The following is a 14,328-nucleotide window of genomic DNA, read 5'->3' as shown; positions in this document are numbered from 1 at the left end:
GACATTACACACTCACGAGCGTCAACGGCATCGCGGAGTCGGCCGGAAGATCCAGCCGGCTGGGCCGGACCCCGGCGGCGACCAGGTGCGAGCCGAGCGCGGCGACCATCGCGCCGTTGTCGGTGCACAGCTTCGGCCGCGGCACCCGCACGGTGATGCCGGCCTTCTCCGCCCGCTGCTCGGCCAGGGCCCGCAGCCGCGAGTTGGCAGCCACCCCGCCGCCGATGACCAGGGTGTCGACGCCGCGCTGGCGGCAGGCGTCGATCGCCTTCGCGGTCAGCACGTCGCAGACCGCGTCCTGAAAGGACGCCGCGACATCGTTGACGGGCACCGGTTCGCCGGCCCGCTCGCGCGCCTCGACCCAGCGGGCCACGGCCGTCTTCAGCCCGGAGAAGGAGAAGTCGAAGCGGTGGGCGGCCTGGTCCTTGGCGGCGGTGAGGCCGCGCGGGAAGGCGATCGTGGCCTGGCCGTCGCGGGCGGCGCGGTCGATCGGGGGTCCGCCCGGGAACGGCATGCCGAGCAGCCGGGCCACCTTGTCGAACGCCTCGCCGGCCGCGTCGTCGATGGTCGAGCCGAGCGGGGTCACGCCGCCGGCCAGGTCGTCGACCAGCAGCAGCGAGGAGTGGCCGCCGGAGACCAGCAGAGCGATCGCCGGCTCGGGCAGCGGGCCGTGCTCGAGTGTGTCGACGGCGACGTGCGCGGCGAGGTGGTTGACGCCGTAGATCGGCTTCTCGGCGGCGATCGCGTAGCCCTTCGCGGCGGCCACGCCGACCAGCAGCGCGCCGGCCAGGCCCGGGCCGGAGGTGACGGCGATCGCGTCGACGTCATCGAGCGTCACGCCGGCCTCGTCGAGCGCCCGCTGCATGGTCGGCACCATGGCTTCGAGGTGGGCCCGGCTGGCCACCTCGGGCACCACACCGCCGAACCGGGCGTGCAGGTCCACACTGGACGCCAGCGCGTCGGCGAGCAGCGTGGTGCCGCGAACGATGCCGACTCCGGTCTCGTCACACGAGGTCTCGATGCCCAGGACCAAAGGTTCGTCAGTCACGTCTCATCACCAGTGCATCCGTGTTGCTCGGTTGGTAATACCCACGGCGTACGCCGATCGGCTCGAAACCGTAGGTGGCGTAGAGCTTCTGGGCCGGGGCGTTGTCGACCGCGACCTCCAGCAGCACGGCGCGGGCCTGCTGCCGGGCGGCCTCGGCGAGCAGGGCCTCCAGCATGGTCCGGCCGATGCCCCGGCGTTGCGCGTCCCGGCGGACGGCGATGTTCTGGATCCACGCCTCGTCACCGTTGACGGCCAGGCCGCCGTACCCCAGGATGCGCTCCTGCTCGTCTTCGGCGACCAGGTAGTAGTGGCCGCTGGACAGCTCGTTCCAGAACATGCCGGCCGACCACTTCTCGTCACCGAACAGGTCTTCCTCGATCGGCAGCAGGTCGGCGATGTGCCACCAGCGCAGTCGGGTCAGCGTGACGGTCACCGCAGCACCGGCTTGTGCCCTCCCGCGGCGACCGCGTCCGGCCGGCGCAGGTAGAGCGGGGTGAGTGGCTCGCTCGGCGCCCCGGCGCGGATCCGCTCGGCGGCCAGGGCGGCGAAACCCTCGATCGTGGGATAGCGCGGCTCGTCGAGCACCTTGAGCCCGAGCCGGTCGGCGTAGAGCAGCGCGCCGTCACCGACGGCCACCGAAGCGTCCTGTGCCAACTCGGCGACCCGGGCCGGCTGGTCGACGTGCGGGCCCTCGCGGCGGGCGCCGTCGGCGTCGTAGATCGCCCAGTAGACCTCACGCCGGCGCGCGTCGGTCGCGACGAGGGTGACCTGGCCGCGGACACCGCCGATGGCGTCGAGGGAGCAGACCCCGTAGGTGGGTCGGCGCAGCGTCTGACCCATGCTGGCCGCGGTGACCAGGCCCACCCGCAGGCCGGTGAACGGCCCGGGGCCCGTGCCGGCCACGATCGCGCCGAGGTCGCGGACGGTCGCCCCGGCCTGCGAAAGCGCCAGCTCGACCAGCGGCGCCATCCGTTCGCCGTGCTGCGGCCGCTGGTCGACGGTGCGGTGTTGGGACCGCACGGCGAAGCCGGTCGCGGTGACCTCCACCACAGCCGCGAGGACGGCCTGGGTGGACGTGTCGACGACGAGAGCAAGCACGATATGCACCTTATCCGGGTGGTCAGGCGGGGGCCGAACGGCTCCAGTCGATGGTGTGCCGGCCGGCGTCGGCGAGGGCCTTGTTGGCCGCGCTGAACGGGCGGCTGCCGAGGAAGCCACGCGGGTTGAGCGGGCTCGGGTGGCCGGCCTCCACCACCACGTGGGCGGGGTTGGTGACCAGGGCCGCCTTCTTGCGGGCGTAGTTGCCCCAGAGCAGGAAGACCACCCGGTCGGGCTGGTCCGACAGCGCCCGGATGGTGGCGTCGGTGAACGCCTCCCAGCCCTTGTTGGCGTGTGACCCGGCGGCACCCTCGCGCACCGTGAGCACCGCGTTGAGCAGCAGCACCCCCTGCGTGGCCCAGCCACGCAGGTCACCACCGTCGGGTGCGGCGGCGCCGAGGTCGGCCGCCAACTCCTTGTAGATGTTGCGCAGCGACGGCGGCACCCGGACGCCGGCCCGCACGCTGAAGCTGAGCCCGTGTGCCTGCCCGGCCTTGTGATAGGGGTCCTGGCCGAGGATCACCACCCGGGTGTCGGCCGGCTTGCACAGCCGGTAGGCGGTGAACAGGTCGGGTAGCGGCGGGTAGACGGCGGTGGCGGCATATTCGGCCTCGACGAAGGAGCCCAGGTCGTCGGTCGCGGCCGGGTCGAGGTGCGGCGCCAGGGCGGTCTGCCACTCGACAGGCAGCAGGTCGGTGAGGTTCATCGGGCGTCCTGGGTCAGCCCGGCGATCCGGCTCGCCCAGTCGCCGCCGGCCGGCTCCAGGGTGACCACCCGGGTGTCGTCGTCGCGCCGGTCGATGCGCACCCGCAGGTGCTCGTCGCGCAGTTGCTCGACGATGCCCTCGCCCCACTCGACCACGGTCACCGCGTCGTCCATCGAGGCGTCGAGGTCGAGCCCGTCGATCTCGGCGAGCGGGTCGGCCGCGGCGCCGATGCGGTAGGCGTCGGCGTGCACCAGCGGGACGGTGCCGCCGCGGGCCGAGTCGGGCCGGTGCACCCGGGCGATCACGAAGGTCGGTGAGGTCACGTCGCCCTGCACCCGCAGGCCGGCGCCGATGCCCTGGACCAACGCGGTCTTGCCGGCGCCGAGCGGGCCGGTGAGCACGACCAGGTCGCCGGGGCGCAACAGCGCCGCCAACCGGGCACCGAAGGCGCGGGTGTCGTCCACAGTGGTCAGCTCGATCATGCGGATGTCTTCTCCAGGAATGCGATGAGCGTCGCGTTGACTTCGTCGGCGTGTTCGAGCATGACGACGTGGCCGCTGTCGTTGACCTTCACGAACTCGGCGTCGGGCAGGTGCCGCAGGATCTCCTCGGAGTGCGCGACCGGCGTGATCATGTCTTTGTCGCCGACGATTATCACCGTGGGCGTCCGTTCGAGCGCCGCCAGGGCCGGGTAGCGGGCGTGCGTGTAGAGGGTGCGCAGGTAGCGGGCGACCGTGTCGACCGAGGTGCGCGAGTTCATCTTCTCCACATAGGACACCAACGAGGGGCTGGGCCGGGACTCGCCGAAGCCGTAGCGGCGGGTGAGCAGCCAGGCCAGGTCGGACGCGGCGGTGCGGGCCCGGTCGATGGTCGGGCCGGTCAGCCGGGTAGCGCTGTTGACCAGCGGCATCAGCGGGCCGCCGACCCGGCCGATCAGGGCGGGCAGGCCCAGCCGGGTCTCGTCGATCAGGCCGCCCGAGGTGGCCATCAGCACGCAGCCCTTCACCCGGTCGTCGAAGAACTCGGGGTAGAGCTCGGCGAACGCCATGATGGTCATGCCGCCCATCGAGTGGCCGATCAGGATCACCGGGCCCTCGGGCACGGTCTCCTGGAGCACCGCGTGCAGGGTCTCGCCGAGCGCCGGCAACTCGTATTCGCCGGTCTCCAGCTTGCCGGAACGGCCGTGGCCGGGCTGGTCGTAGAAGACCATCCGGTGCTCGCCGCGGGCGGTCAGCGCGCTGCGCTGGAAGTGGAAGGTGCCCATGTCGAGGCAGAAGCCGTGGACGAACACCAGCGTCGGCGCGGCCGGCACGGCCGCCGTCGGCTCGACCACCTCGACGCGGATGTCGGTGCCGTCAGCGGTGACGACCGTCAGCAACTCGTCGTAGGGCAGGCGATCGAAGGGCTCGTCCACGTAGGGGTCAGCCACGCCGCGCTTCGAGCGGCGGACGACCGCGCGCTCGACCGCGATCCCGGTGGCGATCCCGGCTGCGGCGAGACCGACCACCGCGCCGAGGATTCCCGCGCGGCGTCGGGTGCTCATTCACCGGCCTCACTCTCGTACACCCTGGGGGTTCGGGTGCTCCCGAAGCGGGTGACGATCTCGTAGTTGATCGTGTCGATCGCCTCGGCCCAGTCGTCGGCGCTCGGGCCGCCCTTGCCGAACAGCGTCGCCACGTCGCCCGGCGCGACCCGCTGGTCGCCCACGTCGAGCACGATCTGGTCCATGCAGACCCGGCCGGCGATCGTGTGCCGGACGCCGTCGATCGAGACCGGGCCGACGTTGGAGGCGTGCCGCGGGACGCCGTCGGCGTAGCCGAGCGGCACCACGGCGAGGGTGGTCTCCCGGGTCGTGGTGTAGGTGTGGCCGTAGGAGACGCCGGTGCCGGCCGGCACCCGCTTGGTCAGCATCACCCGCGCCCGGGCGGTCATCGCCGGCTTCAGGCCGAACTGCTCGCCCGGGATCGGCGACAGGCCGTAGACCGCGATGCCGGGGCGGACCAGGTCGAAGTGGGCGTCGGGGCGGGTCAGCGTGGCGGCCGAGTTGGCGATGTGGCGAAGCTGCGGCCGGACGCCGAGCCGCTCGGCCACCGCCAGCGCCTCGCGGAACACGTCGAGTTGGCGGTCGATCGTCTGGTGGCCGGGTGCGTCGGCGTAGACGAAGTGGCTCCACACCCCGACGATCTCGACCGCGCCGTCGGCCTCGGCCTTGGCGGCGGCCTCGACCAGGGCCGGCCAGTCGTCGATGGTGGCGCCGCCCCGGGACAGCCCGGTGTCGATCTTGAGGTGCACCCGGGTGGGGCGCTGCGCCTGCTGGCCGGCGGCGATCATCTCGTCGAGTTGGCCGAGGCTGGCCGCGCTCAGGTCGATGTCGTTGGCGACGCCCTCGTGCAGCGGCAGCCCGGGTGTGAGCAGCCAGGCCAGCACGGGTGCGGTGACGCCGGCCCGGCGCAGCCCGAGGGCCTCGTCGAGGGTGCAGACACCGAGCCAGGTGGCGCCGCCGGCCAGGGCCGCCCGGGCCGCCGGGACCATGCCGTGCCCGTAGCCGTCGCCTTTGACGACCGCCATCACCGCGGCGCTGGTGCCGGCGCGCAGCCGGGCCACGTTGTCGCGGATGGCGTCGAGGTCGACGCGGACTTCGGCTTGCCACATAGCGCCCAGCCTACTTGCCGGTAGCGACGTTTTCCGGTTCACCCGCTCGCGGTGCCCGTCAGGTCCGCCTGCACCGGGCGCAGCGCGGCGGCGACGTCCGGCGCGGTCACCGGCCCGTGCCGGGCCGCCTCGCGCCCGGCGAGTCCGTGCAGGTAGGCGGCTGTGATCGCGGCCACTTCGGGCCGCAGGCCGGCGGCCAGCAGGGAGCCGAGCAGGCCGGCCAGGACGTCGCCCGTGCCACCGGTGGCGAGTGCCGCGGTGCCGGTCGGGTTGGCGTAGGTCAGCCCATCGGGGGTGGCCACGATCGTGCGATCACCCTTGAGCAGGACGACGGCGTTGGTGTGCGCGGCCAGCCGCAGGGCAGCGCCCACCCGGTCGGTACCGGGCTCCTCGCCGGCCAGGCGGGCGAACTCGCGGTCGTGCGGTGTCAGCACCATCGGTGCGCTGCGGCCCCGCATGAGGTCCGCCATCCCGCCGTCGACCAGCAGGTTGAGCGCGTCGGCGTCGAGGACGACGGGGAGGCTGGTGGCCAGGACCATGCGTACGGCCGTGACGGCCGCCTCGTCGGTGCCCAGGCCGCTGCCTACCACCCAGGCCTGCACCCGGCCGGCGTCGGCGAGCCGGTCGGTGGCGATCACGCTCGGGTGCGCCTGCACGACCTGCTCCCGGGCGGTGCCGGCGTAGCGGACCATCCCGGCCGGCCCGGCCAGCGCGCCCCACGTCGACAGGATCGCCGCGCCCGGGTAGGTCGCCGAGCCGGTCGCGATGCCGACCACGCCGCGGGTGTATTTCTCGTCGCCGGGGCCGTGCTTCGGCAGCGCCCGCGCGATGTCGGCGCGGTCCGGCACCAGGATCGCCGGGTCCGCGCGCAGCCACGGCCGCAGCCCGATGTCGACGAGTTCGACCTCGCCGGCCAGCGGTGCGGCCGGGCCGACGACGTGGGCGGGCTTGAGGCAGCCGAACGTGACGGTGACGTCGGCGCGCACGACCACCCCCTCGACGTTGCCGGTGTCGACGTCGACGCCGCTGGGCACGTCGACGGCGACCACGACGGGGCGCTGGCCATGGCGGCCCCGTCGTTCGAGGGTGCGGTGCAGGGTCGTGGCGGCGCCGCTGCGCAGGCCGCCCTTCGCGCCGATGCCGACGATGCCGTCGACGACCAGGTCCACAGTGGCGGGTGGGGTCGCGGCGGCACGACCGCCCGCGGTTTTCAGCGCTTCCAGACCTTCCCGGTGTACGCGTTCCGGGTCGAGCACGACGGCCGTCACCGCGGCGCCACGGCGGGCCAGCATCGCGCCGGCGTAGAGGGCGTCGCCACCGTTGTTGCCGGCGCCGACGAGGAGCGTGACATGTGCTCCGTACACCCCTTGGTCGAGGATCAGGGCGCAGCGGCGGGCCAGGCCCGCGGCGGCGCGTTGCATCAGGGTGCCCTCCGGGAGGCGGGCCATCAGCGCTTCTTCGGCCGACCGGACGTCGGCGACCCGCCAGGCTCGTCTCACTGCTCCGCCACCACCATCGCGGATGCGATGCCGCCGTCGTGCGAGAGCGAGAGGTGCCAGCGGTTGACGCCGCGCTCGGTCGCGGCCGCGGCGACCGTGCCGCTCACGGTCAGCCACGGCCGGCCGTCCGGGTCGGTGACGATCTCGCAGTCGTGCCAGTGCAGGCCAGCGGGCGCGCCGAGCGCCTTGGCCACCGCCTCCTTGGCCGCGAACCGGGCGGCGAGCGACTCCGGGGCCCGCGGGTTGCCGGAGCCGGTGACCCGTTCCGCCTCCGTGAACAGGCGGTCGCCAAGCAGTGGGGTGCGGTTCAGCGCGCTCGTGAATCGTTCGACGAGGACCACGTCGATGCCGACTGCGACGATCATCAGCACAGCCTATTAGCACCCGGCGTACGGCGTGGGCAAGGCATGTGGACAGCGCCGGCCGCCCCTCCGCCGCCGTTGTCCACAGGCTGGTCTTTCGCCGCTTGTCCCGACCTAGCGTTCTCTGACATGGACGGTGATTTGCGGGTCGACCCCGACCTGTTGCGGGACCGGGCGGCCGAGTTGTCACAGGTGGCGCGGGCGCTGGCCACGGGCGGCTTCGGCCTTTCGGTGGCCGCTGCCGACTGGTCCGCCGGCGTGGGGCTCGCCGGTCTGGCGTCGGCGGTGTCGTCGGCGCTGGGGTCGGCGGCGGCGGGGGTGGCCCATTCCGGTGACCTGCTGCGGGCGGCGGCCGCCGGCTACGAAGACGCCGACCGGCGGGCGGCGAGCCGCCTGCACCGGGTCGGGTGAGCGGTGATGGTGACCTACGCCCAGTTGTGGCAGGCCGACCCCGGCGTCTGGCGGGCGGCCGGCGCGGCGTGGAACAGGCTGGCGACCGGCGTCGGCCAGCGGGCCGCCGAGCTGGGCGGGGTGGCGGCGCGGGTCGCCGACGGCTGGCAGGGCGCGGCCGGTTCGGCGGCCCGCGACCACGTTGGCGCGCTGCGCGAGCCATTGGATGCGGCCCGCCTGGCATTCGTCGAGACCGACCAGGTGCTGTCCGGCTTCGCGTCCGCCCTGGTCCGCGCCCGTGGCCTGCTCGCGGCGGCGGTGGCCGCGGCGGCACCGGCCCACGTGGAGATCGACCGCAGCGGGCGCACCGCGCCAGACGTCACGGTCACGGGGATCGACCGGGCCGCCGCCCTGGCCGCGGCCGACCGGGTCGGGACCGCGATCGGCGCGGCGCTCGACGCGGCGGCGGCCGCCGACCGGGCCACGGCCGAGCATCTCGCCCGGCTCGGCGCGGCGGCCGCCGCGGGCTGGCCGACCGCGCCGCCCCCGACCCGACTGCCGGTCGGCGCGCCACCGGTCGCGGTCCGCCACTGGTGGGCGGGTCTTCCCGAGGCGTCGCGGCGCTGGCTTCTGGTGCACGAGCCGGCCTACGTCGGCCGCCTCGACGGCATCCCGGTGGCGGCCCGCGACCAGGCCAACCGCTCAATGCTGGCGGAGCAGCGGGCGGCGCTGATGCGCGAGCGGGCCGCGGCGGTGCGCACGGCGATGCCCGGGCACGGTGCGGTCGCGGCGAGCATCCGGCTGGTCGGCCTGATGTCGGGCATCGACGCGGTCAACGCCCACCTGTCCACGCATTCCGGCGAGCGTGCCTACCTGCTGGGCCTGTCCACGGCCGGCGACGGCCGGTTGGTGCTCGCGGTCGGCGACCCGGACGGCGCCGACAACGTGCTGACCTACGTCCCGGGGATGACCGCCGACCTCGGCGCGATCCGTGACGACCTGGGCCGCACGGAGGCCCTGGCCGCCCGGGCGGCGTCGCTCGACCCGGCGCAACGCACGTCGGCGGTGCTGTGGCTCGACTACGACGCGCCGTCGTTCCTCGACGAGGCCATGTTCGCGTCGCGGGCCCACGAGGCCGGCCCGGCGTTGCACCGCTTCGCCGAGGGGCTGCGCGCGACCCACGAGGGCCCGCCGGCGCAGCAGGTGGTGCTGGGCCACAGCTATGGCGCCCTGACCGTCGGCACGACGGCCCGCGAGCAGGGTCTGGCCGCCGACGACCTGGTCTTCGTGGGCGCGCCGGGCGTGGGTGCCGACCGCGCGTCGGCGCTGGGCCTGCCGCCGGGCCACGTCTGGTCGAGCACGGCGGCCAACGACCCGATCGCCTACCTGGCGCCGGGCTGGAAGGAACCGTTCGCCAACGTGCGCGACCACCTTTTCCAGATCCACCCCCACGAGCATCTCTGGTTCGGCCGCAACCCCACCGACCCGGATTTCGGCGCCCACGTCTTCACCGGCGCGGCTGGCGGGCACAGCGGCTACTGGCGGGCCGGCAACGACGCCCTCGACGACATGGCCCGCATCGCCCTCGGCCCCGAACACCAGGGGGAGGTGAGGTGAGGTGACACGTCGGCGCGAACCTGTTGAGCCGGCCGGGGGGGCGGCCTTGTGCCCTCTGGGGACTCGGCATCAATCCACAGTCGGCCCCGTCCGCCCGCTCCGGGGAGCAATGCACATGGTTCGATCAACTGCCGCCCCGGGCAGGGTAGCGTCGTGACCATGGAGACGCGCGCGGCGATCGGCCCGATCGGGGTCTGGAGCAGGGAGTTCCGCAACGACGATCCGTCCGCCGCCGGGGTTCTGCGGGACGCGGCGGCCGAGTTGGAGGCGCTGGGCTACGGCGCCGTCTGGATCGGTGGCAGTCCCGGCACGGCGGCCGCGCGGCCGCTGCTCGACGCGACCACCCGGCTGGTCGTCGCCACCGGGATCCTCAGCGTCTGGGAGCACGACGCCGCCGAGGTGGCGGCCGAGACCGCCGCGCTCGACGAGCATTACCAACACCGCTTCGTGCTCGGTCTCGGCGTCAGCCACGGGCACATCGTCACCGGCTACGAGAAGCCCTACGCGAAGATGGTCGACTACCTCGACGCCCTCGACACGACCGGGATGGCGGCCGAGCGGCGGGTGCTCGCCGCCCTCGGGCCGAAGATGCTGCGGCTCGCCGCCGAGCGCTCCGCCGGCGCGCACCCCTACATGGCGCCGCTGGCGCACACCGTCACCGCACGCGCGACGCTCGGCGCCGGGCCGCTGCTCGCGCCGGAGGTCAACGTCGTGCTGGAGCGCGAGCCCGAGGTCGCCCGCGCCGCGGCCCGCGCGCACGTCAAGCCCTACCTCGAACTCATGCCGAACTACACCAACAACATGCGGCGGTACGGCTTCACCGACGACGACATCCGCGACGGCGGGAGTGACCGGCTCATCGACAGCCTCTACCTCTGGGGCGACGAGGAGCGCATCCGCGAGCGGGTCGCGGAGTTCCACGCCGCCGGCGCCGACCACCTCGCCATCCAAGTTGTCCGCGCGGCGCCGGACGACAGCCCGCCGATGTCCGAATACCGCAGGCTGGCGGCCGCGCTGATCTAGCTATTCGACCGTGACCGACTTCGCCAGGTTGCGGGGCTGGTCGACATCGTGGCCGCGGGCGGCCGCGATCTCGCACGCCAGCACCTGGAGCGGCACCGTGGTCACCAGCGGCGCCAGCAGCGTGGGAGTGCGAGGCACGGAGATCACGTGATCGGCGTACGGCAGGACCGCCTCGTCGCCCTCCTCGGCGATGACGATGGTGCGGGCGCCGCGCGCGCGTACCTCCTGGATGTTTGAAACGATCTTGTCGTGCAGCATGCCGCGGCCGGCCGGTGACGGGACCACGCAGACGACCGGGGTGCCCTGGTCGATCAGGGCGATCGGGCCGTGCTTGAGCTCGCCCGCCGCGAAGCCCTCGGCGTGCATGTAGGCCAGTTCCTTGAGCTTGAGCGCGCCCTCCAGGGCGACCGGGTAGCCCACGTGGCGACCGATGAACAGCACCGTGTTGGACGTGGCCAGCTCGCGGGCCAGCTCGCGGACCGGGCTCATCCGGTCGAGCAGCGTGCGCAGCTTGTCGGGCATCTCCTGGAGCTGTGCGACGACGGCGCCCACCTCGTCGGCGTATTTGATGCCGCGGACCTGGGCCAGGTGCAGGCCGATCAGGTAGCACGCGACGAGCTGGGTCAGGAACGCCTTCGTCGACGCGACCGCGATCTCGGGGCCGCCGTGCGTGTAGAGCACGGCGTCGGACTCGCGCGGGATGGTCGAGCCGTTGGTGTTGCAGATGGCCAGCACGCGGGCCTTCTGGTCCTTGGCGTGGCGCAGCGCCATCAGGGTGTCCATGGTCTCGCCGGACTGGGAGATCGTGACGACCAGAGTGGACCGGTCGAGCACCGGGTCGCGGTAGCGGAACTCGCTGGCCAGCTCGACCTCGCACGGGATGCGGGTCCAGTGCTCGATCGCGTATTTGGCGACCAGGCCGGTGTGGAACGACGTGCCGCAGGCGACGATGAAGATCTTGTCGACGTCGCGCAGGTCCTGATCGGTCAGGCGGACCTCGTCGAGGCGGATCTCGCCCTGCTCGGTCAGCCGGCCGAGCAGCGTCTCGGCGATCGCCTGGGGCTGCTCGGCGATCTCCTTGAGCATGAAGTAGTCGTAGCCGCCCTTTTCGGCCGCCGAGACGTCCCAGTCGATGTGGAAGTCGCGCCCGGTGGCCGGCGCGCCCTGGAAGTCGAAGATCTCGATGGCCTCGGGCGTGATCAGCACGACCTGGTCCTGGCCGAGCTCGATCGCCTCGCGGGTGTGCTCGATGAACGCCGCGACGTCGCTGGCCAGGAAGTTTTCGCCGTCGCCGCGGCCGACCACGAGCGGCGAGTTGCGGCGGGCGGCGGCCACCGCGCCGGGGGTGCCGGCGTCGGTCGCGAGCAGCGTGAACGCGCCCTCCAGGCGCCGGCACACGCGGAGCATCGCCTCAGCGAGCGCCTGCGGGCCGTCGATGCCGGGATTCTCCAGGTGCACGGCGGCCAGCGCGATCTCCATCAGGTGCGCCGCGCACTCGGTGTCGGTGTCGCTGGCGAACTCGATGCCGGTCGCCTCCAACTCGGCCCGCAGCGCCGCGAAATTCTCGATGATTCCGTTATGGATGACCGCGACCCGGCCGTTGCGCGACAGGTGTGGGTGGGCGTTGCGGTCCGTCGGGCCGCCGTGGGTGGCCCAGCGGGTGTGGCCGATCGCGGTGGTTCCGGTGCCGATCTGTGCCTCGGCGGTGTCGATCGGCCGGTCGGCGAGCGCCTTCTCGAGGTTGGCCAGCTTGCCGGCGCGCTTCTCGGTCAGCAGGCAGTCGGCCCCCACGACGGCGACGCCCGCCGAGTCGTAGCCCCGGTATTCGAGCCGCCGCAGTCCGTCGAGCACGATGCCCAGCGCCGGCCGAGCGCCGACGTAACCCACGATTCCACACATGAGGAGGACTCTAACCGAAAATCGCTCATGGCGCGTGCTCGAAAGTGTGGCTATCAATCATCTGACATGAGCGATCCCCCGCGTACGCTACGTGGCCGCCAGCGCCTCCCGCCACGTTGACCGGCACCGCCCGGTGTGGACGCCAACCGGTACTGTCGGCCCGTATCGCCGCGGTTGCGCAGATGGCCTGGTTGACGGGTTTCTGCTTGCCCGTGGCATCGGTTTCGGGGACGCTCGACGGCGTCCCGCGCCGTGGGTGGCCGCCCGCGGCCGCCCCTCGCTTGGAGCGCAGATGAGCCGACCCACCCCTCCCGAGCCCGACGACGCGGGAGGCGGCGAGCACAGGCCCGATCCGACCCAGGCCTATCCGCCTCCGCCCCCGTTCCCGGCGACCTCCCCGGCACCGCCGCAGCCGGCCACCGACGCGACCCCCACCGAGCCCCTCAGCCCGGCAACGCCCCCGGTCACCTCCGCCCCGCCTGCGCCGCAGTCCGACGCGGCACCGCCGGCCCCCTCGGCCCCGCCGGTGACCTCGGCACCCCCGGCGCCGGCATCGCCCCAGGCCAGCTCCGCGCCCCAGGTCGCCTCCGCGCCCCCGGCCAGCTCCGCGCCCCCGGCCAGCTCCGCGCCCCCGGCCAGCTCCGCGCCCCCCGTCACCTCCGCGCCCCCCGTCACCTCCGCGCCCCCCGTCAGCTCCGCGCCCCCCGTCAGCTCCGCGCCCCCCGTCAGCTCCGCGCCCCCCGTCAGCTCCGCGCCCCCGGCCGGCGGGCCGACGGATCCGTTCACGGTCTCCCCGCCCAGCGCCCCGCCGCCACCGCCCGGCGCCCCGCTGTGGCCGGCCGCGACGGCGCCACTGGACGCCCCCACCGCTGACGACGACCAAACGACGGCGTTCCCGCCCACCGGCCCCAGCGCCGGTGACACCGCGGCGCCTTCGCCGCCCGCGTCGGCCCCAACCAGCCCGCCGCCGCCGGCTTCGGCGCCGACCGCCCCGCTGCCGCCCGCACCAGGCCCGGCAACGACCGCCACGCTGCCGCCGCCCCCAGCAGGCCCGGCAACCACCGCCCCGCTGCCGCCTTCGACCGCCCCGGCCGCCGCCGGCCGCGGCGGCACGCCGACCTTCACCCCGGGCTCGGCACCGGTCTACCCCAGCGCGCCCCCGCCGACCGGCAGCCCGGTCGGCTACCCGGCCAGCGCCCCACCCGGCTACTCCGTCGACACCCCGCCGGGCGGTGACCCGGCCTACCCGAAGACCTCACCTCTGCCCCCGGGCGGCGCACCGGATCCCTACAACCCCTACGCCCGCCCACCCGGCACCCCGCCGGACGCACCGTTCGCTCCCCCGGACCCGGCCCAGCCGACCAGCCCCTACGCGTCCGGCGCCCCGAGCAACCCGTACGCACCGCCGCCGGCCAGCACCTACCAGTACGCGCCGGGCTACCCGCCGCAGAACCCGGGCGGCCCGCCACCGCCCTACGGTCCCTACAACGCGGCCCCGGCCTATGACCAGCCGCCCAAGCGCCGCGGCAACGGCTGGATCATCGCGGTCGTCGTGGTGCTGGCCCTGCTCTTCTGCGGCGGCGTCGTCACGGCCGGAGTGCTGCTGATCGCCAACCGCGACGACGACCCCGTGGTGACCCAGCCCGACAACCCGAGCCTGCCCGACCCGGTCGACCCGATGCCGACGTTCGACGTGCCGGACACCCCCGACGACCCCGCCACCGCGCTGCCTGGCCTGCCCGGAGTCGCCGGCAAGACCGTGGTCTACGAGGTCACCGGCTCGGGCCGGGCCGACATCAACTACGTCGACGATCTCGCGGGCGAGCCGCGCGAGCTCAAGAACCAGAAGCTGCCCTGGACGCACACGTTCAAGAGCACCGAGGGCTCGCTGCTGCTGACCGTCAGCGCGACCAGCAGCAGCGGCCACAACGACGGCATCGGGTGCCGGATCACGGTCGACGGCAAGGAATCGGCCGCCAACGAAGGCAGCATCATCGGCGCCTTCTGCATCGGCACGATCTTCGACTAGACGAG

Annotated in this window: 14 protein-coding genes; 4 read left to right on the top strand and 10 right to left on the bottom strand. The window is 73.8% G+C overall.

The window, feature by feature from the left end; translation table 11 throughout:
* Positions 1 to 4: 4 nt before the first annotated feature.
* From tsaD to AB0J74_RS08360, 9 genes are read right to left on the bottom strand one after another with little or no spacing between them, the layout of a single operon-like run.
* Complete coding sequence (gene tsaD / locus AB0J74_RS08400) at positions 5 to 1,048, bottom strand: tRNA (adenosine(37)-N6)-threonylcarbamoyltransferase complex transferase subunit TsaD (protein WP_363446000.1); 1,044 nt, start codon at positions 1,046 to 1,048, stop codon at positions 5 to 7.
* The gene (gene rimI / locus AB0J74_RS08395) at positions 1,041 to 1,481 is read right to left on the bottom strand and encodes a ribosomal protein S18-alanine N-acetyltransferase (RefSeq protein ID WP_363445998.1); all 441 of its coding nucleotides are present in this window, start codon (positions 1,479 to 1,481) and stop codon (positions 1,041 to 1,043) included. The genes tsaD and rimI overlap by 8 nt, the downstream gene beginning before the upstream one ends.
* Complete coding sequence (gene tsaB, locus AB0J74_RS08390; RefSeq protein WP_363445996.1) at positions 1,478 to 2,146, bottom strand: tRNA (adenosine(37)-N6)-threonylcarbamoyltransferase complex dimerization subunit type 1 TsaB; 669 nt, start codon at positions 2,144 to 2,146, stop codon at positions 1,478 to 1,480. The genes rimI and tsaB overlap by 4 nt, the downstream gene beginning before the upstream one ends.
* Before the next feature lie 22 nt (positions 2,147 to 2,168).
* Positions 2,169 to 2,852, bottom strand: a complete 684-nt coding sequence (ung, locus tag AB0J74_RS08385) for a uracil-DNA glycosylase (protein ID WP_363445994.1) — start codon at positions 2,850 to 2,852, stop codon at positions 2,169 to 2,171.
* Complete coding sequence (gene tsaE, locus AB0J74_RS08380) at positions 2,849 to 3,334, bottom strand: tRNA (adenosine(37)-N6)-threonylcarbamoyltransferase complex ATPase subunit type 1 TsaE (RefSeq protein ID WP_363445993.1); 486 nt, start codon at positions 3,332 to 3,334, stop codon at positions 2,849 to 2,851. Before tsaE ends, ung begins: the two co-directional genes overlap by 4 nt.
* Complete coding sequence (locus tag AB0J74_RS08375; protein WP_363445992.1) at positions 3,331 to 4,395, bottom strand: alpha/beta hydrolase; 1,065 nt, start codon at positions 4,393 to 4,395, stop codon at positions 3,331 to 3,333. The genes tsaE and AB0J74_RS08375 overlap by 4 nt, the downstream gene beginning before the upstream one ends.
* The gene (gene alr / locus AB0J74_RS08370; protein ID WP_363445991.1) at positions 4,392 to 5,504 is read right to left on the bottom strand and encodes an alanine racemase; all 1,113 of its coding nucleotides are present in this window, start codon (positions 5,502 to 5,504) and stop codon (positions 4,392 to 4,394) included. Before alr ends, AB0J74_RS08375 begins: the two co-directional genes overlap by 4 nt.
* Before the next feature lie 38 nt (positions 5,505 to 5,542).
* Entirely contained in the window at positions 5,543 to 7,003 is a 1,461-nt protein-coding gene (locus tag AB0J74_RS08365) for an NAD(P)H-hydrate dehydratase (protein ID WP_363445990.1), read from the bottom strand.
* Positions 7,000 to 7,368: a holo-ACP synthase gene (locus AB0J74_RS08360; RefSeq protein WP_363445988.1), complete on the bottom strand. Its 369-nt coding sequence runs from the start codon at positions 7,366 to 7,368 to the stop codon at positions 7,000 to 7,002. The genes AB0J74_RS08365 and AB0J74_RS08360 overlap by 4 nt, the downstream gene beginning before the upstream one ends.
* A 126-nt stretch (positions 7,369 to 7,494) precedes the next feature.
* Here AB0J74_RS08360 and AB0J74_RS08355 point away from each other — a divergent pair, with 126 nt between their 5' ends.
* The 3 genes from AB0J74_RS08355 to AB0J74_RS08345 all read left to right on the top strand — a co-directional run bounded on the left by AB0J74_RS08355 (position 7,495) and on the right by AB0J74_RS08345 (position 10,395).
* Entirely contained in the window at positions 7,495 to 7,776 is a 282-nt protein-coding gene (locus AB0J74_RS08355) for a hypothetical protein (RefSeq protein ID WP_363445986.1), read from the top strand.
* Between the two features lie 6 nt (positions 7,777 to 7,782).
* Entirely contained in the window at positions 7,783 to 9,372 is a 1,590-nt protein-coding gene (locus AB0J74_RS08350) for an alpha/beta hydrolase (protein WP_363445984.1), read from the top strand.
* Positions 9,373 to 9,531: 159 nt separating this feature from the next.
* The gene (locus tag AB0J74_RS08345) at positions 9,532 to 10,395 is read left to right on the top strand and encodes a TIGR03620 family F420-dependent LLM class oxidoreductase (protein WP_363445982.1); all 864 of its coding nucleotides are present in this window, start codon (positions 9,532 to 9,534) and stop codon (positions 10,393 to 10,395) included.
* Here AB0J74_RS08345 and glmS read toward each other — a convergent pair whose 3' ends face one another.
* Entirely contained in the window at positions 10,396 to 12,294 is a 1,899-nt protein-coding gene (glmS, locus tag AB0J74_RS08340) for a glutamine--fructose-6-phosphate transaminase (isomerizing) (protein WP_363445980.1), read from the bottom strand.
* Positions 12,295 to 12,586: 292 nt separating this feature from the next.
* Between glmS and AB0J74_RS08335 the strand changes: the two genes are divergently transcribed.
* Positions 12,587 to 14,323 (top strand): MmpS family transport accessory protein, encoded by a 1,737-nt coding sequence (locus AB0J74_RS08335; RefSeq protein WP_363445978.1) that lies wholly within the window; start codon positions 12,587 to 12,589, stop codon positions 14,321 to 14,323.
* The last annotated feature ends 5 nt before the right edge of the window (positions 14,324 to 14,328 follow it).

It is taken from the genome of Asanoa sp. NPDC049573, assembly GCF_040676615.1.
Taxonomy (GTDB): domain Bacteria; phylum Actinomycetota; class Actinomycetes; order Mycobacteriales; family Micromonosporaceae; genus Asanoa.
Note: the sequence above shows the minus strand (reverse complement) of the source record. Positions and strands in the feature narration are given on the sequence as shown.